The organism is Saccharopolyspora ipomoeae (genome assembly GCF_029952525.1).
GTDB classification, from domain to species: Bacteria; Actinomycetota; Actinomycetes; order Mycobacteriales; family Pseudonocardiaceae; genus Saccharopolyspora; species Saccharopolyspora ipomoeae.
This window is the reverse complement of sequence record NZ_JASAOF010000018.1, coordinates 1-20,852: the sequence shown is the minus strand read 5'-3', so window position 1 is coordinate 20,852 and position 20,852 is coordinate 1. Positions and strand designations below refer to the sequence as shown.

Here is a 20,852-nt window from a genome sequence, read left to right as displayed (position 1 = left end):
GGATCGTCCGCGTGGAACGCGGGTGTTCCCGGAACCGCGCGCCCGGCGGGTGCGGTCAGGGTGTCGTGGCCGCCTCGGTGCACTGGGCGGTGCCGCGGCAGCCGGTCATCGCCGTGAGAGCGCGGTGGAGCGCGTCGCGGCGCTCCGGCGGCAGGGCGTCGTAGACGTTGTTCAGCTGGTACGGGTCGGCGCGGTCGTCGTAGTACTCGCGCTCGCCGCCGAGGTACTCGACGTAGGTTCCCCCTGGAACCCGGATCGCGTTGTAGGTCGGCGGCACGCCGTCGGGCTTCTCCTGGTGGTCCGGGTCTTCCCGGGACGCCCGCGGCTCGTGGTGCTCGACGAGCGCGACGTCGCGGCCCGTGCCCGGCCCACCGCGCAGCAGCCCGGCGAAGCTCGCGCCGTCGATGCCGGGACGTGGTGGCGCCCCGGCGATCTCGGCGAAGGTCGGCCGGAAGTCGATGTTCTGCACCGAATCCGCGACCTCCTTCCCGGCCGGAACGCCAGGACCGGTGGCGACCAGCGGGACCCGCACGTCGTGGTCGAAGGCGGTCTGCTTGCCCTCGGCCAGCGCGTGCTCGCCCAGGTGGAACCCGTTGTCGGAGGTGAAGATGACGTGCGTGCGCTGCTCCTGCCCGGTGTCGTGGAGAGTGCGCTGGAACCCGGCGAGCATCTCGTCCACGGCCTGCAGCGACTGGGCTCGCTTGCGGAACTTCACGTCCGCGGCCGCGATCTTGTTCGCGGGCAGCGGCGGGAGTCGGCGCAGCCACTCCGGCTTGTCGGTGCGGTCGGCCTCGTCGAACGAGGGCACGCGCGGCGCGGTCAGCCCGGGGAACGCGTCGGCGTGCCGGGGCGCCGGGGTCGACGGGCCGTGCGGCGCGAACGGCGCCACCTCCAGGAAGAACGGCCTGCCCTGCGCGGCGTTGGTGCGGATGAAGTCGTTGCCGCGCTTGGCCAGCACGTCGGTCAGGTAGTCGCCGGGCCGATGCCCGTGCGGCTCCACGTGACCGTTGACGTTGAGCTTGTAGTCGTACTCCGGGTAGCCGTTGCCGGCCACGACCCACTCGTTCCAGCCCGGCGGCACGAACGGCCGCTCACCGCCGAGCTCCTCCCCGGGCTGGTAGCCGTTGAGGTACTTGCCCATGAACCCGGTCCGGTACCCGGCCTGCTGCAGCTGGGTGCCGATGGTGTCGCGCTCGTCGCGCTGGTGGAACACCTTGAAACCGCCGTCCGGCGGGTCGTTGGTGAACACGCCGGTGTTGTGCGGGTACTTCCCGGCCAGCAGCGAGGCCCGGGACGGGCAGCACAGCGAGTCGGTGACCGTGAAGTTCGAGAACGTCACGCCTTCCCGCTGCATCCGCTGCACCTGCGGCATGAACCGCAACACCCCCTGGTCCATGTCGTCGACCAGCACGAACACGATGTTCGGCGGGCGGTCGCCGGTCGGCGCAGGCGGGGGAGCGGCGGAGCACCCGGCCAGGACCAGGCCGATGACGATCACGCAGAGGGCCAGCCGCGAACGCGGCATCACGATCATCCTCCAGCCCGGTCGGCGTCGTGCGGGCACGCGCAAGCATGACCCGCGAACGCGGCCGCGTCCATGACCGCGTCGGAAACCCGCCTCGGGTCGGCCGCGCCGACTTCGGCGGTCCAGTGTGGATGACCGGTCAGCGAACGGCGATCAAGCAGGTGAGGGTCGTCAGCTCGCGACGCGTGACCGTGCCGAAGACGTCGCGGAGCGCTCGCTCGATCTCGTCGAGCTTCTCCGCCGGGAGGGCGTTGCTGCGCGTGATCAGCGACGGTCGGGTTCCGCCGTGCCAGGCGATCAGCGCCCGACCGCCGGACCGGGTCACGCGGTGCAGTTCGCTGAGGCCGGCGCGGAGGTCCGGCCAGATGGCCACGTTGTTGACCGCGACCACCCGGTCGAACTCCGCCTCCGCGAAGCCCGTGTCGGCAGCGGTTCCCAGCCGCAGGTCGATGCGTCCCGCGATGATCTCCGCGCGGTGCGGCCGGCTCGCGAGGTCGCGCATCTGCACCGAGGGGTCGACACCGCAGATCCGCCTCGCGCCCGTCCGCCGCAGCAGGCGGATCAACCCACCAGGTCCGTAGCCGACTTCCAGGACGGCGGCACCGGGTGGGACGTCGAGGAGGTCCAGCACGTCCTGCTGCCGGTTCAACCACAACATGACGTGCCCCGCGAGCCGACCGGGGACACCGCTCGGCAGCGCGAACGGTGAGCGGGTCGGCTCGTCCCGGCTCCACGGTGTCCTACCCATGTACCAAGCCTTCCGCGTCGACCCGGTTTCAAGCCCCCCGCGAGGAATCGGACCCAACACTACCCACGCGCGAGGCGGTCGGCCTGGTCAGTGGAACACCATCTCCGGGTGCGGGTGGCTGAGGAAGTCGTGGTGCGAGATCTCCCAGCCGTAGGCCCCGGCGTGGCTGAAGATCAGCACGTCACCGGCCCGCACCCGCGACACCGGCACGTCGCGGGCGAGCACGTCCTTCGGCGTGCACAGCTCGCCGACCACCGTGATCGGACCGTCGGCCTGCGGGCGCGGCGCCGTCGAGTCCCACTCGTCCACCGGCAGCACGGTGAACGGGTGGCTGTGCTGCCACGACGACGGCAGCCGGAACTGGTGCGTGCCGCCGCGCACCAGCGCGTACTGCACGCCGTGGTTGCGCTTGACGTCGAGGACCTCCACCGCGTAGCTGCCGCACTCGGCGACCAGGTAGCGCCCGCACTCGAAGTCGATCTCCCGCACGTGCGCGGGGAACTCGGCCAGCACCGCCGGCAGTCCCCGGGCGAAGCGCGGCCAGTCGAACTGCCGGTCCAGCCGCGCGTAGTCGACACCGATGCCACCGCCGACGTTGACCACCTCGCAGCGCAGCCCGAACTCCCGCTCCCACGCCGAGACCGTCCGCCCGTAGTGCGCCACCAGCTCCAGGTGGGCCTCGGCGGAGAGGTTGTTCGACAGCGAGTGCAGGTGGAACCCGGTCAGCCGCACCCCCGGCAGCGCGCGAGCGGCCTCGACGACTCCCGGCAGGTCGTCCTCGGCGATGCCGAACTGGGTGGGCTTGCCCGCCATCGCCAGCGTCGCGGCCGGGAACGGCCCGGCCAGGTTGACCCGCAGCAGCACCTCGGCGGTCACGCCCAGCCGGGTCGCCGCGGCCGACACCCGGTGCAGCTCCAGCGCGCTCTCCACGTGCAGCCGCAGCACCCCCTGCTTGAGGGCCTGCTCGATCTCCGCCGGCGTCTTCGCCGGACCGCCGAAGATCACCGGCACGTCCGCGCTCACGGCCCGCGCCTTGTCCAGCTCACCGCCGGAAGCCACCTCGAAGCCCGCGACCAGCGGCGCGAGCGCGCGCAGCAGCGGCTCGGCGCTGTTGGCCTTCATCGCGTAGAACATCCGGCACCGGTGCGGCAGCGTCGCGGTGATGGCGCGGACGTGATCGGTCAGCCGGTCCAGGTCGTAGGCGAACAGGCACACCGGATCGCCGCCGACGCGCTGCCGGACGAGGTCGTGCAGTCGCTCACTCATGGTTCTCCCGGTGCAGGTCGAGGTGGGCTCGCAGAGCGCGGGCGGCCAGGCCGCGCTCCTCGCCGAGCACGAACGTGCGCACCCCGGCCGCGCGCCACTCGCGGTGGTCCTCGGGGGTGCGGGGGATGGCGCAGAACGGCACGCCGCGCGCCTCGCACTCGGCGTGCACGCGGGCCAGCGCGTCCTGGACCAGCGGGTGCCGGGTCTGCCACGGCACCCCGTAGGACTGCGACAGGTCCGCCGCGCCCTCCAGCACCAGGTCGACGCCGCCACCGGCCAGGATCGACGGCAGGTCCTCGACGCCTTCGGCGTCCTCGATCATCGCGATCACCATCGTCTCGGCGTTGGCGCGCCGCACGTACTCGGTGAGCTCGATGCGCCCGAAACCCGGCACCCGGCCGCCGTTGAGGCTGCGCATGCCCTCCGGCGCGTAGCGGGCGGCGCGGATCGCCGCGTCCACGTCGGCCCGGCACCGCACGTGCGGCACCACCACGCCCAGCGCTCCCGCGTCCAGCGCCCGCAGGATCGCGCCCGGGTCGGCTTCGGGAACGCGCACGAACGGCACGAGGTCCACGGCCTCCGCGGCCCGGATCAGGTTCTCCAGCTGCTGCGGATCGACCAGCGCGTGCTCGCTGTCGAGGATGACGAAGTCGTAGCCCGCGCAGCCGATCATCTCCACCAGCGCGGGCGACGGGATCGAGCAGAACAGCCCGTGGCTCTCCCCGGTCCCGGCCAGCCGCTGCTTGACGGTGTTGGTCCTCAGCACTTCTCGACCTCCGCGAGCGGGTTGGGCACGGCGTGCAGCCGCAGCTCGGTGTCCGGGTGCAGCCTGCGGCTGGTCAGCTTCTCCACCTCGATCGCCGGGGTGAACAGGTCGAACAGCGCGAAGCGCTCGGCCAGGTCGGGGAATCGCTCCTGGTGGGCGCGGATCTCCTCGGCCACCACCCGCCAGAAGTCCCGCTCTGCCAGCTCTCCCCGGTCGTCCAGGAAGATCGCGAGCTCACCGAGGTTGATGAAGAAGAACGCGTCCAGCAGGAAGTCGGTGACCAGGCTCAGCTCGTCGGTCTCGACGAAGGAGTTGCGGTTCTGGTGGTGCGCCGGGGGAGCGGCCAGCTCCGGCGCCTCGCCCGCGAGGTGCTGCGGCGAGAACCGCACGCCGTCGTGGAAGTCCTTGAGCACCACCCGTTCCGGGACCCCGTCGACGTGCACCAGCGCCATGTTCTGGGCGTGCGACTCCAGCGCGATGCCGTGCGCGCACAGCAGGTGCACCAGCGGGATCGCGGCGACGCGCACGAGCCCGCGCACCCAGTTCTCGGCGCCCTGCTCGCGGAGCCACTCGGCGATCAGCGGCGTCCCGTCCCGCAGGCAGGAGGTCAGACCGGTGAACGGCATCGCCCGCTCGCCGGGTTCGAGGTGCGGGTGCAGGCTCTCCCGCCAGATGCAGGCCAGCGCGCCGTAGGTGTCGGGCCGCAGCAGTCCCGACTCCGGCGTGACCGCCACGCCCAGCTCCTCGCCGAGCAGGATCGGCCGCAGCTCCCCGGACAGGTAGGCGTCGCCCGCGACGACCTCGCGCAGCCAGTCGGTGACGCGGGGCGCGTTGCGCACGGTGTGCGCGGCCAGGCCGCGGGAGGTGGAGGTGTTCACCATCGACAGCGACAGCTTCAGGTACGGCCGCTCGGGCACGTCTCGGCAGGTCAGGGTGCGGATGGACTGCTGGGGGAGGAACTCGTGCGGGTCGGGCCCCAGCGGGATCAGCTCGCCGCGCGCGAGCTGCTCGGAGAAGGCCCGGGCGAGGCGTTCCCGCCACTGCCACGGGTGCACCGGCACCAGCACGTACTCGTCGGGCTCGCCGACGTCCTCGATGAGCCGGTGGAAGCGGGTCGCCTCGCCGCCGAGCTGATCGGCCAGGTACTGCCGGTCCAGCGAACCCGAGGCGCTGACCTCGGTGATGTCGCGGTGCGCGGCCAGCCACAGCGGCCGCAGCGGGTTGGCGAACTCAGGGCCGAAGGCGAGGTCGTCGGCGACGTCGAAGCCCACCCGCGACTTGTACGTGGGGTGGTAGCGATGCCCGTCGGTGATCGCCGTCTCCAGCGCGTCGTGGTCCGCAGTGGACGGTGGATCTTCCCGGAGGTGTTCCGACAGGGCGTCTTTGAACAGCGTCTCCTCCAGCTCGCGCGCGAACGCGACGATGTGGTCCGGGTCCGCGTCGAGGGAGCCCCGGACCTCGGTGAGGAACCGGGTGACCGAGTCCGCCTCGACGCCTTCGCGCAGCACCGGCGAGGTCAGCCCGACCCGGTCGAACCCGAACCGCCGCACCGCCCGGAAGGAGTAGCGCACCGGCTTCCCGTCGCGGTCCTCCCCGGTCACGACGTGCTCGTCGCCGTCCCGCTCGGTGGCTGCGTTCTCGGTGGCTGCGTTCTCGGTGGTCAGGGCGCCTTCGTAGAGCAGGGATTCGAGCAGCTGGCGGAACACGCGGCGCCGCACCTCGGGGAACCGGGGATCGGTCAGCGCGGCCCGCACGAGCTCGGCGGTCATCGGGTCACCTCTCGGATCGGGTTGGGGATGTCGACGTAGAGCGGGCTCTCGCCGCGCTCGGCGAAGCGGCTGAGCAGGTTCGCCTTGGCGGGCAGCGTCGGCGCCTCGCGCAGCTCGGCCGCGTAGCGCCCGGGCAGGCCGCCCAGGAACTCGCGCACCACCGACCACAGCCGCCGCTCACCGGCCGGGGTGCACCGGCCGAGGACCGCGACCAGGTGGCCGAGGTGGTTGGTGACCAGGTGGTAGCGCAACCGCAGCCACGCCTCGGCGTCGTCGTAGAGCACCGGGCTGCCCGGCGGCAGGACGCCGTCGGCGACGCGCTCCCGGTCGGCGCTGGTGCCCTCCATGTCGCGCACGCAGAACCGGCTCGGCCAGCCGTTGTCCGTGTGCAGCAGGCTGTTCTGCACGTGCGCCTCGAACCCGACGCCGTCCTCGGTGAAGATCGCCAGCAGCGGGCCCAGCGAGATCCGCAGGTAGCGCTCCAGCCACTCGGACGCGTGCTCGGCGGTGAGCGGACCGGCCTGCTCGACGAGGTCGATCAGCGCCGGGCGCCGGCCGGGTCGTTCCTCCAGCAGCGCGGCGAGCACGCGCGGGGCGAGGTCGGTGCCCGCGAACGGGTTCCGGCGGAACAGCACGCCGAAGTCCGACGCGAGGTCGCCGACCGACACCGGGTCGAGGGTGCGGTAACCGGACTCGGCGAGCACCTCGAAACCATCGTGATTCCAGTTCTTCTCGAGCGCGGAGACCAGTCGTCCGGCATCGGCGGCGCGGCGCAGGTGCTCGAAGGGGTTGTTGCGCACGAAGTTGGTGATGCGCACGTGCAGCGGCAGCTTCCACGACGTCGGGAAGTCCGGGTCGCACACCGTCCGCACCGACGACGTCGCGTACACCTCGGGGCCCACCGCGCCCAGCGGGCTCAGCAGCCCGGCTGCGATCAGCTCCTGAACCCGGGGGTGTTCCCGCAGGTAGCGGTCCTGCCACGGGTGCACCGGCAGCACCGCTTCCGGCTCGCCGGGCAGCCACGGGCCGTCGCACACCCGGTCCTCCAGCAGCAGCCCCGGATCCACCGCCCAGTTGTGCAGCCGGAACGACGCCCCGAGCTCCGGCGCGTAGCGCTCCAGGTCCTCGTCGCTGATGCCCTCCGCGCTCTTCGGAGTCGGGTGGAACGGATGCCCCAGCAGCAAGGACTGCTCAGCCCGCCGAGTGACCTCCTGGGGCGTGGCCGGTTCCGGAAGAGGCCCCCGGTCCAGGTACCGAGCCGACCGGGCCACGCTGTTCCCGACCTGCCTCCGGAACCGCTCCACGACCCCCTCGTCCACCTCGCCGCACCGCGAGGCCAACTCCGCGGCCACCACGGCCACGAACTCCTCGTGCCCCAGCACCACCCCGTCCAGGCTCACCTCGTCCTCGAACACGTGATGCCCCGCATCAGACCAACGCCGAACTCCCACCTCCAAAGAACCCGAAGTTTTCATGAAAACCTCCCCCGGTTCCGTCTCCAGGGGAGACGAAGTTTTCATGAAAACTTCCCCGACCTCTGCCCTCCCATGAGACTCGGTCTCCGCAGGTACTACCCCTGGTCCGGGTTCTGGTGTGGGTACAGTTCTCATGAAAACTTTCCCCAGTTCTGTGTCTTGGGGTGGGGAAGTTTTCATGAGAACCTCCCTCCATTCGGATCGGAGGGGGATGTGGAGGGACGTGGGGGTGTGCTCGCCTCCCAGCTCTCTGTCGAGCGCGTTGAGCAGCCGTTGGCGGGTTGCTGCGCGTGCTGCTTCCTCGTTCACCGCATTACCTTCTCGTGAGTTTCGACCGGATCGTGGGAGGTTTCCGCGGAAACCTCCGGTTTGGCGCGGCCCGCGACGGCCAGCAGGGCGGCCGCGCCGAGCATCGCGCCGATGAGGGGGAACACCGCCGCCGACGGCAGCAGGACCGCCAGGGACGCGCCCGCGAGGGGGCCGAAGACCTGGCCGAGGTCGAGCACTCCGGTGCTGAACCCGAACGCAGTGCCCGAGCCCCGCTCCGGGGCGTGCCGGGAGCTGACGTGCAGCACCGACTGCAGCAGCGCCGCGAAGCAGAAGCCCTGCGCCACCCGCAGCGGCAGCAGCAGCTCCACCGGCACGACGCCCTGCAGCGCCACCGCGACGGCGCAGCACGCGGCGGCCACCGCGAACCCGAGCTGCGCGGACCCCCGGTCGTTTCGGCGCCCCCACCAGGGGCTCCCGACGCACGACGCGGTCCACGTCACGGCCTGCAGCACCCCGACCCACGTGGTGGCGGCGGCGACCGAGCCGGAGATCCGCTCGACCTGCGGCGCGAACACCACCACCAGCGCGTAGATCGCGGCCTGCGCGGCGAACCCGGCCAGCAGCATCAGCCGGGTCTCCCGGCGACGCAGCAGCAGCGCCGCGATCGCGCGCGGCGAATGCCGTTCCCGCGCCTGCGCGGGTGCCTCGGCCAGCGACACCGCGGCCAGCACGCTGGAGACCGCGAGCATCCCGGCGACCGCCGCGAACAGCGGCCCGAACCCGAGCCGGGTGGCCAGCAGACCGCCCACCAGCGGGCCCAGCAGCGATCCCGCCGCGGTGGCGGCGAAGAGCATCCCGAGCGCCCGGCCCCGCCGGTCGGTGGAGGCGGCGGCGCTCGCGTACGAGGCGGTCGCGCTGACCACCCCGCCGCACGCGCCCTGCAACAACCGGCAGGCCAGGAACTCCTCCGGCGTGTCGGCCACCGCCATGAGCGCGATCGCCAGACCGAGCCCGGCGTGCGCGCGCACCACCATCGCCTTGTGCCCGAACCGGTCGCCGACCCAGCCCCACAGCGGTCCGCTGACCAGCTGCACCACCGCCGGGGCCGCCACCGACACCGCCGTCCACCAGGGGATCTCGCCTCGCGGCGTGCCGATCCCGGCCAGGTAGAACGGCAGCAGCGGCACGACGATCGTCAGCCCCGCCGTCGCGGCGAACTGGCCCAGGCACAGCACCGGATAGGTCCGGCCCCGCATCACATCACCGCCAGCGGGTTCGGCACCGACCCGGTCCCGGCGGGCATGCTGACCCCGCTGGAGGCGCCCTGCCGCAGCAGCGGCTCCAGCACCCGGCGGCTCGGCCACGTCTCGGCCCGCAGCAACCGGTCGCGCAGCACCTCGCGCACCGGCTCCGGCTGGCCGGGCAGGTGCTCGATCACGGCCTCCCGCAACCGGTCCCACAGGACCCGCTCGTCCAGGTCGAAGTGGCGGCGCAGCGCGTCGGCGATGCCGTGCAGGTTCACCTGGAACCCCAGCGTCTGCAGGTAACCCACCAGCGACTCCGCCGAGTCGAGCCGAAGTGACTGCGGCGCACCGGGTTTGATGACGTACTCCGGATCGGGGGTGTCCGCGAGCCGCATCCACTCGTCGAACAGCCGCAGCGTGTCGTGGTCGCGCAGCACGAACCGCTCCACCTGACCGGCGCGCAGCTGCACCACGACGTTCTGGCCGTGCAGCTCCGGCAGCACGCCCCGGCTCAGGAAGCCGAACGCGACCTCGCAGAACGAGCGCGCCAGGTCGCCGAAGAACCCGACCGGGTCGAACCGGTCGGAGATCGCCGGTGCCAGCACGTCCCACTCGTGCGCGGCCAGCGCCGCCATCGGCAGCACGAGCCCGTCGAGCCCGGGGTAGATCCGGACCTGCGCGGCGAGCTGACCGGGCCGGTCGCCGAAGGGATCGTCCGGGTCGTGCCACCCGGCCCACACCTGCTCCTCGCACAGCGCGACCCGTTTGCCCAGCACCGGATCCCGGTCCAGGACCTCGGCCATGCAGCGCTGCGCCCGCTCGGCGTTGGCGAGGTAGCGCGGCGGCAGCAGCCGCGTCGCTCCCAGCGTGGCCACCCCGATCGGGAGCTTGACGTGCCGGTCGCTCTCCGGCGAGGTGGTCAGCGTCCGCAGCGACGAGGTCGGGTGGAACCCGCCGATCCCGCGCGCCAGCGGCACCACCGACCCGTCGGCGATTTCGCCGGCGAAGCACTCGCCCAGCACGTGCTCGTACTGCCACGGGTGCACCGGGATCGCCTGGTGCTCGTCCCCGACCGCGCCGAGGGAGCGCAGTTCGGCGGGGGAGAGGACCAGCTCGGCGAGGTGCTGCGACAGCGGGTCGCTGCCGCGGGCGAGCCGGTCGCGGCGCACCGCGACCCAGTCCAGCCCCAGCGGCTCGGCCCGCATCGGCCCGTACCGCGCGACCTCCTCCGCGGACCAGCCCGCCGCCGCCCGCGCCGTGGGGTGGAACGGGCGGTTGCGGGTCGCGGCGAGCCGCTCACCGGCCAGCGCACCGCTGCCCGGGGTCAGGTCGAGCGCCGACCGCTGCTCGCGCAGCACCTCGGTGTGCTCGACCGCCGCCCGCAGGTCCGCGCCGACCGCGGCCGAGTCCTCCCGCACCAGGGCGAGGAGCTCGGCCGGGGTCAGCGGTCGAGCGCCGTCGAGCAGGACCGGACCGGTGTCGTAGCGGTACCGCTGCAGCGCGCCGCCGGGCCGGACGGGCACGGTCACCGCGCCGCCGGGAGTGCGGAGGGTGGCCCGGCCCGCCTCTTCGGTGAGCTCGACCAGCTCCTCCTGCAGCAGCACGTCGACGAGGTCCCGCATGACCAGCTCGGCCGATCCCGCCCCCATCAGTACAGGTCCAGCCAGGTGCCGACGCCCCGCTCGCGGGCGCGCTCGTAGACCGCGCCGGCGCAGGCGATGTCCTCCACGGCCATGCCCATCGGGTTGAGCACGATGATCTCGTCGTCCTCGGTGCGGCCGGGCCGGGTCCCCGCGAGGATCTCGCCGAGCTCGGCGTGCAGCTGCTCGCGGAAGAAGGAACCCTCCAGCACCAGCTGGTTGATGATCTTCTTCTCGCGGTTGCTCTGCTCCCAGTCGTCGACGACGACCTTGTCGGCCTTGAGGAAGACCTCCTTGTGCACGTCCATGATGGACACGTTGCACAGCAGCGCGCCGCGCTTGAGCCAGTCGAAGGCGATGTAGGGCTCGCTGGTGACGGTGCACGGCACCACCAGGTCACCGGCCCGCACGGCGTCCTCGGCGGTCTCGGCGACGCGCGCCTCGACCGACGGGTGCTCGCGGCCGATGCGCTCGGCCAGGGCCCGCGCGGCCTCCGGCCGCTGGTCGTGCAGGTGGACCCGCTCGATCGAGCCGAACTGCTGGAGCAGCGCGGTGATCTGGGTGCTGCCGATGACTCCGCAGCCCACCAGCGCGACGTCGGTGAAGCCCTCGCGCGCCAGGTGGCGGGCGGCCAGGCAGGTCACGCCCGCGGTCCGCCAGGCGCTGATCAGGCTGCCTTCGAGCACGGCCACCGGGTAGTTGCTGGCCGGGTCGTTGAGCACGATGACGGCGCTGGCGCGCTCCCGGCCGCGCTCGGCCGGGTTGTCGTGCTTGCTGCCGATCCACTTGATGCCGGACAGCCCGGGGTCGCCGACGTGCGCGGGCATCGCGATGATCCGGTCGGCGATGTGGCCCTGCTTGCCCGCCACCCGCAGGTACGGCTTGAGCGGCTGCACGGTCTTGCCCTCGGAATGGGCGATCAGCCCGGCGTTGAGCGCCTCCACGTAGAGCTCGGCTTCGTCCCCGCCGACGGCGGCGATGTCGCTGCGGCTCAGGTAGAGCATCTGCGGCGATTCCTCAGAGGACACTTGTTCTCCTTCGTGTGATGGATTTCTCGTCAGTTCTCGCAGCGCTGCCGGGCTGCGTCGAACCAGTCGTCGTCGTAGACCAGGTCGAGGTAGCGGTCCCCGCGATCGGGGAAGACGGCCACCACCCGGCAGGGGCGGGGCAGTCGCGGCAGGGTGCGCTGCATCGCCGCGACGACGGCTCCGGTGGAGCCGCCGGCGAAGATGCCTTCGGTGGCCAGCAGTTCCCGGCAGCCCACCGCGGCCTCGAAGTCGTTGACGTGCACCACGTCGTCGATCTCGGCGGGGCTGAACAGCTCGGGCACGCGGCTGGCACCGATGCCCGGCACGTCGCGCTGCCCCGGCGGTCCGCCGAAGATCACCGATCCGACGGCGTCGACGGCGATCACCCGCAGGTCCGGGAAGTTCTCGCGCAGGCGGCGGGAGCAGCCCAGCAGGCTGCCGGTGGTGCTGACCGCGCCGAACAGGTACGACGGCGGCTCGGCGAGCTGACGGGTCAGCTCGTCACCGGTGCCGTGGTAGTGGGCCTGCCAGTTGCGGTCGTTGGCGTACTGGTTGATCCAGATCGCCCCGGGCGAGTTCGCCACGATCTCGCGGACCCGGCGGATGCGGGTGTGCAGGTAGCCACCGGTCTCGTCCGGCTGGTCGACCACCTCCACCTCGGCGCCCAGGTGGCGCAGGATGGCGACGTTGGCGGGCACGGCCTTGGGGTCGAGCACGCAGGTGAAGCGCAGTCCGTGGATGCGCGCGGCGATCGCCAGCGCGATCCCGAAGTTCCCGGAGCTGCTCTCGACCAGGTGGCTGCCGCGCTGAATGGACCCGTTGCGCAATCCGGATTCGACGATGTGGCGCGCTGACCGGTCCTTCATGCTCCCGCCGGGGTTCATCAGCTCGAGTTTGGCGATCACCTCGACATCGGATTGGGGGAAAAGCCGGTTCAGCACGACCGCAGGAGTGTTTCCCACGCATTCGAGAACCGACTCGACAGCGGATTCGGTCTGGGTGTCGACGGCCACGTTTCTCCTCAGATCGACAACCGAAAGGGCGGAGCTACGAGCGAAAACGCTAACAAAGGCAAGCCTAACTTAACAGGATTGATCTACGAGAGCCAGCACACATCGGAGTGGTCTAAGCGGGTGCTCACCTTCCGCCGTGAATGGTCTGACCGAATTGCGGAAGCGGGGTTGATCTGCGGTTCCTCGGGATAGTCGAGAGGAATTGGAACAATCGTTTCCGCATTCGGGCGGTCGCTCGGATTTCAAGGCTCCGAATGAGCGACGCGGTGATCACTCCGGGTGCCGGTGTCCCGGCGCGGTGTTCGCGGAGGCAGGATCGCCGACAGGACCGAGCGGATCTGGAGTGGTGGATGTCGGAGAAGGTGTCCGTTGACCTGGCCTACGGCAGGACGGGACTGACCGTGGAGCTGCCCGGCGAGCGCACGACCGTGGTGGCGCCCGCGCACCCGCCGGCCGCGCCCGACGTCGAGGTGGCGCTGCGCGGGGCGCTGCGCGAGCCGGTCGCCGGGCCGCCGCTGCGCGAGCGGGTGCGGCCGGGGCAGCGGATCGCCGTGTCGCTGTGCGACGCGACGCGACCGCAACCCCGCGAAGCGATGGTGCGCGCGCTGCTGACCGAGCTGGAGGGCATCGCGACGCCGGAGGACTTCACGCTGCTGGTGGCCACCGGAACCCATCGCGGCAACACGGACGCGGAGTTGCGCGCGATGCTCGGCGACGAGCTCGTCGACACGATGCGCATCATCAACCACGACTGCCGCGATCCCGAGATGCTGCGCCCGATGGGCACTTTCGGCGACGGCGTGGCGGTGTCGCTGAACCGGCACTGGGTGGACGCCGACGTGCGGATCACGACCGGCTTCGTCGAACCGCACTTCTTCGCCGGGTTCAGCGGCGGCCCCAAGCTCGTCGCCCCGGGCCTGGCGGGGCTGGACACGGTGCTCACGCTGCACGACGCCGCGCGCATCGCGAGCCCGCGCGCGACGTGGGCGGTGTGCGAGGGCAACCCGGTGCACGACGACGTCCGCGCGATCGCCGACGGCACCGGCGTGGACTTCGCCTTCGACGTGGTGCTCAACCGCGAGCAGCAGGTCGTGGAGGCGTTCGGCGGCGACCTGCTGCCGATGCATGCGGCCGCGCGGGAGGTCGTGCGCGAGCTGTCGATGCAGCCGGTCCCGCAGCGCTACGACGTCGTGGTGACCACGAACTCGGGGTTCCCGCTGGACCAGAACGTCTACCAGGCGGTGAAGGGCATGACGGCCGCGGCGACCGTGGTGAAGCCGGGCGGACTGATCATCTGCGCGGCCGAGTGCAGCGACGGCTTCCCCGACCACGGCTCGTTCCGCGAGGTCCTGGCGTCCGAACCGACCCCGGAAGCCCTGCTGCGCGCCATCTCCGGCAGGACCGAGACGGTCCCCGACCAGTGGCAGGTCCAGATCCTCGCGCGAGTCCTGGCCACGGCCCGCGTCGGCGTCCACACCACCCACGTCACCGACGCCGACCTCCGCACCGCCCACCTCTACCGCGTCGACGACATCGCCACCGCCGTCGCCGAGGAGCTCGCGGCCCGGGGTCCGCAAGCCCGCGTCTGCGTCCTGCCCGAAGGTCCGCAGACGATCCCGTACGTCACCTGAGCTCAGCCTCGATGACGCAGGCCGCGGTTCCGGTCGGCACCTGCCGGACGACGCGCAGCCCGGCCGCGGCGAGCAACTCGGCGTACTCGGCGGCGGTGCGCTCGCGGCCGTGGGTCAGCGCGGCCATGATCAGATCGAGTCGCTTGCCGAGGTGGGGTTCGTCGTCGTCGGGCAGCACCTTCTCGACGACGAGCAGGCGGCTGCCCCGGGTCATGGCGCGGGCGCAGGAGCCCAGCACGCGCGAGCAGGTCTCGTCGTCCCAGTCGTGCAGGATGCGCGAGAGCAGGTAGGCATCGGCCCCGGCGGGCAGCGAGTCGAGGAAGTCGCCCTCGATGATCTCGCACCGGTCGGAAACCCCGGCCGCGGCGACGTTCCGGCGCGCCTGCTCGATCACCCCGGGCAGGTCGACGAGCACGCCGCGCACGTGCGGGAACCGGCGGAGCACCTCGAGCAGCACGGTGCCGATGCCGCCGCCCACGTCGACGAACCGGCCGACCTCGGAGAAGTCGTAGGCGCGCGCCACGGCAGCGGGCTCGTCCCCGCTGGTGGCGATCATCATCCGGTTGAACCGGGCCGCCTCGGCGGGGCGTTCCGACATCAGATCGAAGAACGGCTTCCCGCAAGCGATCTCCGGTCCGGTCCGCCCCTCGCCGACCCGTTCCGGCAGCACGCGCAGCGCGTTCCAGAACAGCTCGCCCTGCATGGTCAGCACCATGTCCCTCGTACCGGACGGATGACCCTCTCGGAGGGTCTGCCCGGGCTCCGTGATCGAGAAGCGCTGGTGCGCGCCGGTTTCCGGGCCCGGTTCGGTGCGCAGCAACCCGGTGGTCGCCACGGCGCGCAGCACCTGGTGCAGCGGAACCGGTTCGACGCCGAGGCGGTCCGCGAGGCTCGCGCACGACATCGGCCCGTCGGCGAGCAAGTCGGGCACGCCGAGGTCGGTGACCACGAACAGGGCGCGGGCGAGGAAGGTGGCGTGCATCGTGTCGAGCACGATCTGCGGCGTGCGCACGGCGTCTCCTGTCGGTGATCAGGCGCCGAGCGCTTCGCGCACGGCGGCGAACTTGGCATCGGTCTCGCGGACCTCCACGTCGGGATCGGACTCGGCCACGATCCCGCACCCGGCGAACAACCGCGCCCGCGAGCCGGAGAGCTGTGCGCACCGCAGCGCGAGCCCCAGCTCGCCGTCGCCGTTCGCGTCCAGCCAGCCCACCGGCGCCGCATAACGGCCCCGGTCGAGGTCTTCCAGCTCGGCGATCAGGTCGGCCGCCGCGCGTCGCGGGGTTCCCCCGACGGCGGCGGTCGGGTGCACGGCGGCGGCCAGGCCGAGCAGGTCGACACCGGTGGTGAGCGTGGCGCTCACATCGGTGGCGAGGTGCGCGATGTTGCGCAGCCGCAGCACGCTCGGCCCGGAGGCGCGCACGTCGGCGCAGTGCGGTGCGATGGCCGTCAGCAGCGACTCCACCGCGAAGTCGTGCTCGTCCCGGTAGGGCTGCGACGCCAGCAGCTGTTCACCGTCCCCCGACCAGCTCGAACCGGCCAGCACCTGCGACGTCACCTGATCTCCCCGGCGCCGCAGCAACATCTCCGGCGTCGCACCGATCAGGCCGTCGACGGCGAAGGTCCAGCACTGCGGGTGTCGGCGGGCCAACTCCCGCAGCAGGAAGCGCGGGTCGAGCGGCTGGTCGGTCTCGGCGAGCAGGTCCCGGGCCAGCACGACCTTGTCCAGTTCGCCCCTGCGCAGCCGCCGCACGGCCTCGGCGACCGCCCCGCGCCACCGGTCGCGGGGCAGCGCGCCGTCGCTCCAGCGCACCCGGCCGGGTCGTGCGATCGGGGTGTGCCGCGAGGGAGTCCCGGGACCGATGGTGGTGACCCAGTTGCGGTTCTCCCAGCGGGTGACCAGGACCTGCGGCACGATCAGCACCGAACGCCCGCGGTCGTCGAAGGAGAAGCTGGTGAACGCGACGGCGCTCGCCGCATCACCACCGAGCAGCGAGACGAAGCCGGACCACGCCCGCGCGGCCTGCTCGTACTGGCCGGGACCGGTGATCTCGAACCGGGCCGCCTCGCCCCAGCCGATCATCCCCCGGCCGTCGTGCATCCACGACACCGTGGCGTCGCCGCTCGGCGGGAGCGCCCAGAGGTCGGCGTCGTCCTCGACCTCGCGGACGTGGACCGATCTGCGTTGCGGGAGTGCGGTCGTCATGCGGGCCCCTGTCCTCAGATCATGTCGGTGATGTTCGGTTCGACTCCCAGCAGCGCGCGCCCGAAGATCTCCGAGCAGGAAGCCGGGTTGGCCACGGCGTGCCGGGACGCGGCGTGGATGTCGCGCACGTAGGCCTGCAGCGGGTTGGACTCGGCGAACGCCGATGCGCCGTGGGCGGTGACGAGGTCGTCGACGGCCTGCCGGCACAGCTGCGCGGCGTGGCCCGTGTGCAGGCGGACCCGGGCTCGCGCGAGCTGGTCCGGGAAGGTTCCGGCATCGGCGTGGCCGTCGACCACGGCAGCCGAGTTCTCCGCGATCAGCCGGGCGACGTCGATCTTCGTCGTCGCCTCGGCGACGGCCAGCTGGAACGCCGTGGAATCGCGCTGCCGCTCGTAGTGGCTGAAGGCGATGCCCTTGGTGTCGGCGCCCGCGACGACGTGGTCGAGCACGGCGGTGGCCATCCCGAGGTACGGGGCGATCATGTAGGAAGCCAGCGCGGGCATGACCGCGGCGCGGTAGCGGGGCTCCGGGAGCCCGGCGGGGAAGCGGCCGTGCACGGCCGAGCTCAGCGGGAGCACCCGGTGGTCCGGCACGAACAGGTCCGTTCCCGCGAGCAGGTTGCTCCCGGTCGCCCGCATTCCGACCGTGTACCAGGTGTCCTCGACCGTCAGCTCGGTCATCGGGACCAGCGCCAAGGACCCTCCGCCGTCACCGCCGGGAAAACCGAGCATCGCCCACTGCGCGTGCAGGCAGCCGGAAGCCGGCGCCCAGCGCCCGCTCAGCACCCACCCGCCGTCGACCTGCCGCGCCGTGGATCGCGGGGCCAGCACGGTGCACACGCTGGCGTCCGGACCGTCGGCGTAGACCTCCTCCTGCGCGCGTGCGGGGAACAGACCGCTGATGAACGCGCCGGAACCGAGGATCATCACCACCCACCCGGCGGAGGGGTCGGCCTTGGCGATCTCGCACGTCGCGTCGATGGCGGTGCGCAGTCGGCACTCGCCGCCGCCGAAGCGCGCGGGGACGAGCGCGCGCAGCAGACCGGTGTCGGTGAGGCAGGCGACCGTCTCATCGCTGAGGCGGCGCTGGTGGTCGTTGGTCTCGCGGTTGCGTTCGAGCACCGGGCGGGCCGCGGCGGCGAGGCGCGGGAGGTCCGGGTTCGTGGTCACGTGGTCTCCTCGAAGCTCAGGGCGAGGCGGCCGCGACGCGAACCGGTTCGCTCGTCGCGTCGGCGATCGCGTTCGAGACGGCCGCCCGCAGTCGTTCGTGCAGTTCGCGGCGGTGCGACCGGTCGACGCGCACCTCGACCACGCGGATCCCCGCTGCACCGACCAGCTCCGCTGCCAGGTCGGTGGGATCGTCGGCGAGGACGTGCTCGATCCCGCACGCTGCGCACAAACCGGCGATGTCCACCCGTTGCGGCGTGCCGAAGATGCGCTCGAAAGCCGGGGCGTAGGCGGCGGCACCCTGTTCCAGCACCGTGAAGATGCTACCGCCGTCGTCGTTGGCGACGACGATCGTCAGCTGCGGTACCGGCTCGTCCGGGCCGATGAGCAATCCGTTCGAGTCGTGCAGGAAGGTCAGGTCGCCGAGCAGGGCGTAGCTCGGCCCGTCGTGCGTCAGAGCGGCTCCGACGGCGCTGGAGACGACGCCGTCGATCCCGGCCACGCCCCGGTTGGCCAGCACCGCCACGTCCGGCCGGGGGTCCGCGGCCAGAGCGATGTCCCGGATGGCGTTGGACGGTCCGGCGAACACCTGGGACCCCGGTGGCACGCCTGCGAGCAGCGCACGAGCCACCTGCGGTCCGGTCGTCCGGGGCGACTCGACCCGGTCGATCGCGGCGCACGCGGACCTGTCCGCGAACCGCCACCGATCGCCGAACTCGGGTGGCGGTTCCCAGCCCGAGGGGAGGCCGCCCACCGCGCGGACCGTCCCGGGAACGTCCGTCCACACCGGACGGAACCGATCTCCGGAGGAGTGCGGTACCGCGAAGACCGCGACCCGGTCGTCCGCCAGCAGCCGCTGGACGGACCGGTGCATCGTCGGTCTGCCGAGCACCACAACCTGCTCGGGGAGCAGCTGGTCGGCACGGCCGGACAACGCCTCCGCCAGCAGCAGCGGTCCCGATCGCAGCGACCGGTGCCACAGCGGTGAGCCCGGCTCGGCGAGCACCGGCAGTTCGGGCGGGACCGGACCTGCCCCGCCCTGACCCGCGATGACCAGGGTGGGAGCCCCCGGCGACAGCGGCAGGGCGCCCGCGAAGCTGCCGCCGGGCACGACGGCGCTCCAGGCGAGCCCGGCGGCGCGGCCGGTGTCTCCACCGGCGGGTTCGTCGAGATGATCCGGTACCAGCGGTTCGCGCAGCGGGACGTTGAGCTGGACCGGTCCGGGGTCGTGCGACAGCGAACCGAGCGCGCAGGACACGACGCGGTCCACAGTGGTCCTCCAGTGCCGGGAGCCGGACGAACCGGCGGTGGGCATCTCGGCGAAGCACCGGAGCGCGCTGCCGAACAATCCGTGCTGGTCGATGGTTTGGCCCGCGCCGGTGCCTCGCAGCTCGACCGGGCGATCCGCGGTGATCGCGACCAGCGGGAGACCGGCGTGGTCGGCCTCCAGCACGGCGGGGTGCAGGTTGGCGGCAGCCGTTCCGGACGTGCACACCACGGGGACCGGACCGCCCGCGCGCATCGCGAGGCCGGTGGCGAGGAATCCCGCGCTGCGCTCGTCGATTCGCACGTGCAGCCGCAGGCGCCGCTCGGAATCCGCTCTGTGGAGCGCGAAGGCGAGCGGCGCGTTGCGCGATCCCGGGCACAGCACCGCCTCGCGCGCACCGCATCGGATCAATTCGTCCACGATCGCGTTGGCCTGGTCCGTAGACGGGTTCATGGGTGCTGAACATACGGCCGGATCCCGTTTCCCGATGTGAATGCGCGGTTACGGAGTGCACACATCGGATGTTGTTACGTGAAGAGAAGTAGTTTCCAGCCGCGGAACGCCGCATTCACCACCGCGCATCGGTTGCGCTGGTTGACTGCGCCCTGTGCGTCGGAAAAGCCCCGCATCCGTTGGGTATTCGTTTCAGGATTCCCGATCGGTCTCACGTTCTGCGTGGTGGCACGGCGTTCGGTCGGCGATTTCGGTCGACCGATAGGAATTTCCGTCCAGGGAAGGGATATAGGATCCTTGAGCACTAACGATGTCGCGAACACCGGTCGACGCTCCCTCCGCGCGGCTGTCGTGCTGGCAGCGAGCGGAGCCGCGCTGGGACTGCTGGGTGCCGGCACCGCCTCGGCCCACGAGTCCGCGCCCGAACCCACCGAAGGGGGACCGCTGGGCGCTGTTCAGCAGACCGTCGGAGTCGTCGTGCACCACCTCGATGAGTACCACCTCTCGGATCCCACCTGGGAGGTCAAGAGCCTGCTCACCAGCCCGCAGGAGAACCTCCGGATCCACCTCGCGATGGTGAACGAGGCGATCGACCCGGTCATCGGCCTGCTGCCGTGAACACGGGTGCGGTGGCCCGGTCCTGCCGGGCCACCGCACCGCTCCCGCTTCCCCAGGACGGAGGTTGAGATCCCATGACCACCAGCGAGAACACCGATCTCGTGCTGTCGGCCGAGGCGCAGGACCTGCTGTTCCGCGAGGCGCGCACGGCGAACTCCTTCAGCGATGAGCCGGTGACCGACGGGCAGCTGCGCGCCATCTACGACCTGATGCGCTGGGCTCCGACGTCGGCGAACGCGCAGCCGCTGCGGATCACGGCGGTGCGGACTCCGGAGGCGAAGGCGCGGTTGCTGCCGCTGATGGCCGAGGGGAACCGCGCGAAGACCGCATCCGCGCCGATGACGCTGCTGCTGTCCGCGGACCGGAACTTCGACGAGCACATGCCCCGACTGCTGCCGTTCGCCCCGCAGGCGCGCGAGATGTTCGCCGACCCGCAGGCGCGCGCCCAGGCGGCCGACTACAACGCCACCCTGCAAGCGGGTTACACCATCCTGGCCGTCCGCGCGGCCGGTCTCGCGGCCGGTCCGATGCTCGGTTTCGACCCGGCAGGCGTGGACGCCGAGTTCTTCCCCGACGGCGGGCGGCACGTCGTGCTGGTCGTCAACGTCGGCACTCCCGGCCCGGACCCCTGGTTCGACCGCCTCCCGCGTTTGGAGTACGAGGAAGTCGTCTCCCTCATCTGACCACATTGGACGGTTCGCCTCGATGCAGGATCCCGTTGTGTCTGAGCTGTTTGATCCGAAGTTGTGGGAGCCGGTCGAGGGCTT

General features: G+C 71.8%; 16 protein-coding genes and 1 pseudogene. 3 read left to right on the top strand and 14 right to left on the bottom strand.

Annotated features, from left to right (window positions below; translation table 11 throughout):
- Window positions 1–55: 55 nt before the first annotated feature.
- The 10 genes from QFW96_RS22555 to sbnA form a co-directional block, all read right to left on the bottom strand.
- The gene (locus QFW96_RS22555; protein ID WP_281457705.1) at window positions 56–1,525 is read right to left on the bottom strand and encodes a sulfatase family protein; all 1,470 of its coding nucleotides are present in this window, start codon (window positions 1,523–1,525) and stop codon (window positions 56–58) included.
- A gap of 139 nt (window positions 1,526–1,664) precedes the next feature.
- Complete coding sequence (locus QFW96_RS22550; protein ID WP_281457704.1) at window positions 1,665–2,273, bottom strand: class I SAM-dependent methyltransferase; 609 nt, start codon at window positions 2,271–2,273, stop codon at window positions 1,665–1,667.
- 87 nt (window positions 2,274–2,360) lie between these two features.
- Complete coding sequence (locus QFW96_RS22545; RefSeq protein ID WP_281457703.1) at window positions 2,361–3,539, bottom strand: type III PLP-dependent enzyme; 1,179 nt, start codon at window positions 3,537–3,539, stop codon at window positions 2,361–2,363.
- Window positions 3,532–4,305 (bottom strand): HpcH/HpaI aldolase family protein, encoded by a 774-nt coding sequence (locus QFW96_RS22540; protein WP_281457702.1) that lies wholly within the window; start codon window positions 4,303–4,305, stop codon window positions 3,532–3,534. Before QFW96_RS22540 ends, QFW96_RS22545 begins: the two co-directional genes overlap by 8 nt.
- Entirely contained in the window at window positions 4,299–6,074 is a 1,776-nt protein-coding gene (locus tag QFW96_RS22535) for an IucA/IucC family protein (protein WP_281457701.1), read from the bottom strand. The genes QFW96_RS22540 and QFW96_RS22535 overlap by 7 nt, the downstream gene beginning before the upstream one ends.
- The gene (locus QFW96_RS22530; RefSeq protein ID WP_281457700.1) at window positions 6,071–7,489 is read right to left on the bottom strand and encodes an IucA/IucC family protein; all 1,419 of its coding nucleotides are present in this window, start codon (window positions 7,487–7,489) and stop codon (window positions 6,071–6,073) included. Before QFW96_RS22530 ends, QFW96_RS22535 begins: the two co-directional genes overlap by 4 nt.
- A 365-nt stretch (window positions 7,490–7,854) precedes the next feature.
- Window positions 7,855–9,075, bottom strand: a complete 1,221-nt coding sequence (locus tag QFW96_RS22525) for an MFS transporter (protein WP_281457699.1) — start codon at window positions 9,073–9,075, stop codon at window positions 7,855–7,857.
- The gene (locus tag QFW96_RS22520; protein ID WP_281457698.1) at window positions 9,075–10,712 is read right to left on the bottom strand and encodes an IucA/IucC family protein; all 1,638 of its coding nucleotides are present in this window, start codon (window positions 10,710–10,712) and stop codon (window positions 9,075–9,077) included. The genes QFW96_RS22525 and QFW96_RS22520 overlap by 1 nt, the downstream gene beginning before the upstream one ends.
- Window positions 10,712–11,731: a 2,3-diaminopropionate biosynthesis protein SbnB gene (gene sbnB / locus QFW96_RS22515; RefSeq protein ID WP_281457697.1), complete on the bottom strand. Its 1,020-nt coding sequence runs from the start codon at window positions 11,729–11,731 to the stop codon at window positions 10,712–10,714. Before sbnB ends, QFW96_RS22520 begins: the two co-directional genes overlap by 1 nt.
- Window positions 11,732–11,760: 29 nt before the next feature.
- The gene (gene sbnA / locus QFW96_RS22510) at window positions 11,761–12,693 is read right to left on the bottom strand and encodes a 2,3-diaminopropionate biosynthesis protein SbnA (protein WP_281457804.1); all 933 of its coding nucleotides are present in this window, start codon (window positions 12,691–12,693) and stop codon (window positions 11,761–11,763) included.
- 401 nt (window positions 12,694–13,094) lie between these two features.
- Here sbnA and larA point away from each other — a divergent pair, with 401 nt between their 5' ends.
- A complete protein-coding gene (larA, locus tag QFW96_RS22505; RefSeq protein WP_281457696.1) occupies window positions 13,095–14,375 on the top strand; it encodes a nickel-dependent lactate racemase in 1,281 nt (426 codons plus the stop codon).
- On the opposite strand, the gene QFW96_RS22500 is transcribed toward larA, so the two are convergent.
- The 4 genes and pseudogenes from QFW96_RS22500 to menD form a co-directional block, all read right to left on the bottom strand.
- Complete coding sequence (locus QFW96_RS22500) at window positions 14,368–15,387, bottom strand: methyltransferase (RefSeq protein ID WP_281457695.1); 1,020 nt, start codon at window positions 15,385–15,387, stop codon at window positions 14,368–14,370. The two genes, larA and QFW96_RS22500, sit on opposite strands and share 8 nt — an antisense overlap.
- An 18-nt stretch (window positions 15,388–15,405) precedes the next feature.
- Window positions 15,406–16,161, bottom strand: a pseudogene (locus QFW96_RS30245) (isochorismate synthase); the annotation flags it as partial.
- A 434-nt stretch (window positions 16,162–16,595) separates the two neighbouring features.
- On the bottom strand, window positions 16,596–17,750 hold the full coding sequence (locus QFW96_RS22490; RefSeq protein ID WP_281457693.1) for an acyl-CoA dehydrogenase family protein: 1,155 nt from the start codon (window positions 17,748–17,750) through the stop codon (window positions 16,596–16,598).
- 16 nt (window positions 17,751–17,766) lie between these two features.
- A complete protein-coding gene (gene menD / locus QFW96_RS22485) occupies window positions 17,767–19,467 on the bottom strand; it encodes a 2-succinyl-5-enolpyruvyl-6-hydroxy-3-cyclohexene-1-carboxylic-acid synthase (protein ID WP_281457692.1) in 1,701 nt (566 codons plus the stop codon).
- A 297-nt stretch (window positions 19,468–19,764) separates the two neighbouring features.
- On the opposite strand from menD, the gene QFW96_RS22480 reads away from it, so the two are divergent.
- Together QFW96_RS22480 and QFW96_RS22475 are read left to right on the top strand one after the other, a co-directional pair.
- A complete protein-coding gene (locus tag QFW96_RS22480; protein ID WP_281457691.1) occupies window positions 19,765–20,085 on the top strand; it encodes a hypothetical protein in 321 nt (106 codons plus the stop codon).
- Window positions 20,086–20,159: 74 nt separating this feature from the next.
- Window positions 20,160–20,768, top strand: coding sequence for a malonic semialdehyde reductase (locus QFW96_RS22475; RefSeq protein ID WP_281457690.1), 609 nt, complete (start codon window positions 20,160–20,162; stop codon window positions 20,766–20,768).
- Window positions 20,769–20,852: the final 84 nt, after the last annotated feature.

What these genes read in the sequence shown, in the direction of transcription:
- QFW96_RS22555 (WP_281457705.1), bottom strand. Translation starts at nt 1,525, where the DNA reads ATGCCGCGTTCGCGGCTGGCCCTCTGCGTGATCGTCATCGGCCTGGTC.
- QFW96_RS22550 (WP_281457704.1), bottom strand. Translation starts at nt 2,273, where the DNA reads ATGGGTAGGACACCGTGGAGCCGGGACGAGCCGACCCGCTCACCGTTC.
- QFW96_RS22545 (WP_281457703.1), bottom strand. Translation starts at nt 3,539, where the DNA reads ATGAGTGAGCGACTGCACGACCTCGTCCGGCAGCGCGTCGGCGGCGAT.
- QFW96_RS22535 (WP_281457701.1), bottom strand. Translation starts at nt 6,074, where the DNA reads ATGACCGCCGAGCTCGTGCGGGCCGCGCTGACCGATCCCCGGTTCCCC.
- QFW96_RS22525 (WP_281457699.1), bottom strand. Translation starts at nt 9,075, where the DNA reads ATGCGGGGCCGGACCTATCCGGTGCTGTGCCTGGGCCAGTTCGCCGCG.
- QFW96_RS22520 (WP_281457698.1), bottom strand. Translation starts at nt 10,712, where the DNA reads ATGGGGGCGGGATCGGCCGAGCTGGTCATGCGGGACCTCGTCGACGTG.
- larA (WP_281457696.1), top strand. Translation starts at nt 13,095, where the DNA reads ATGTCGGAGAAGGTGTCCGTTGACCTGGCCTACGGCAGGACGGGACTG.
- menD (WP_281457692.1), bottom strand. Translation starts at nt 19,467, where the DNA reads ATGAACCCGTCTACGGACCAGGCCAACGCGATCGTGGACGAATTGATC.
- QFW96_RS22475 (WP_281457690.1), top strand. Translation starts at nt 20,160, where the DNA reads ATGACCACCAGCGAGAACACCGATCTCGTGCTGTCGGCCGAGGCGCAG.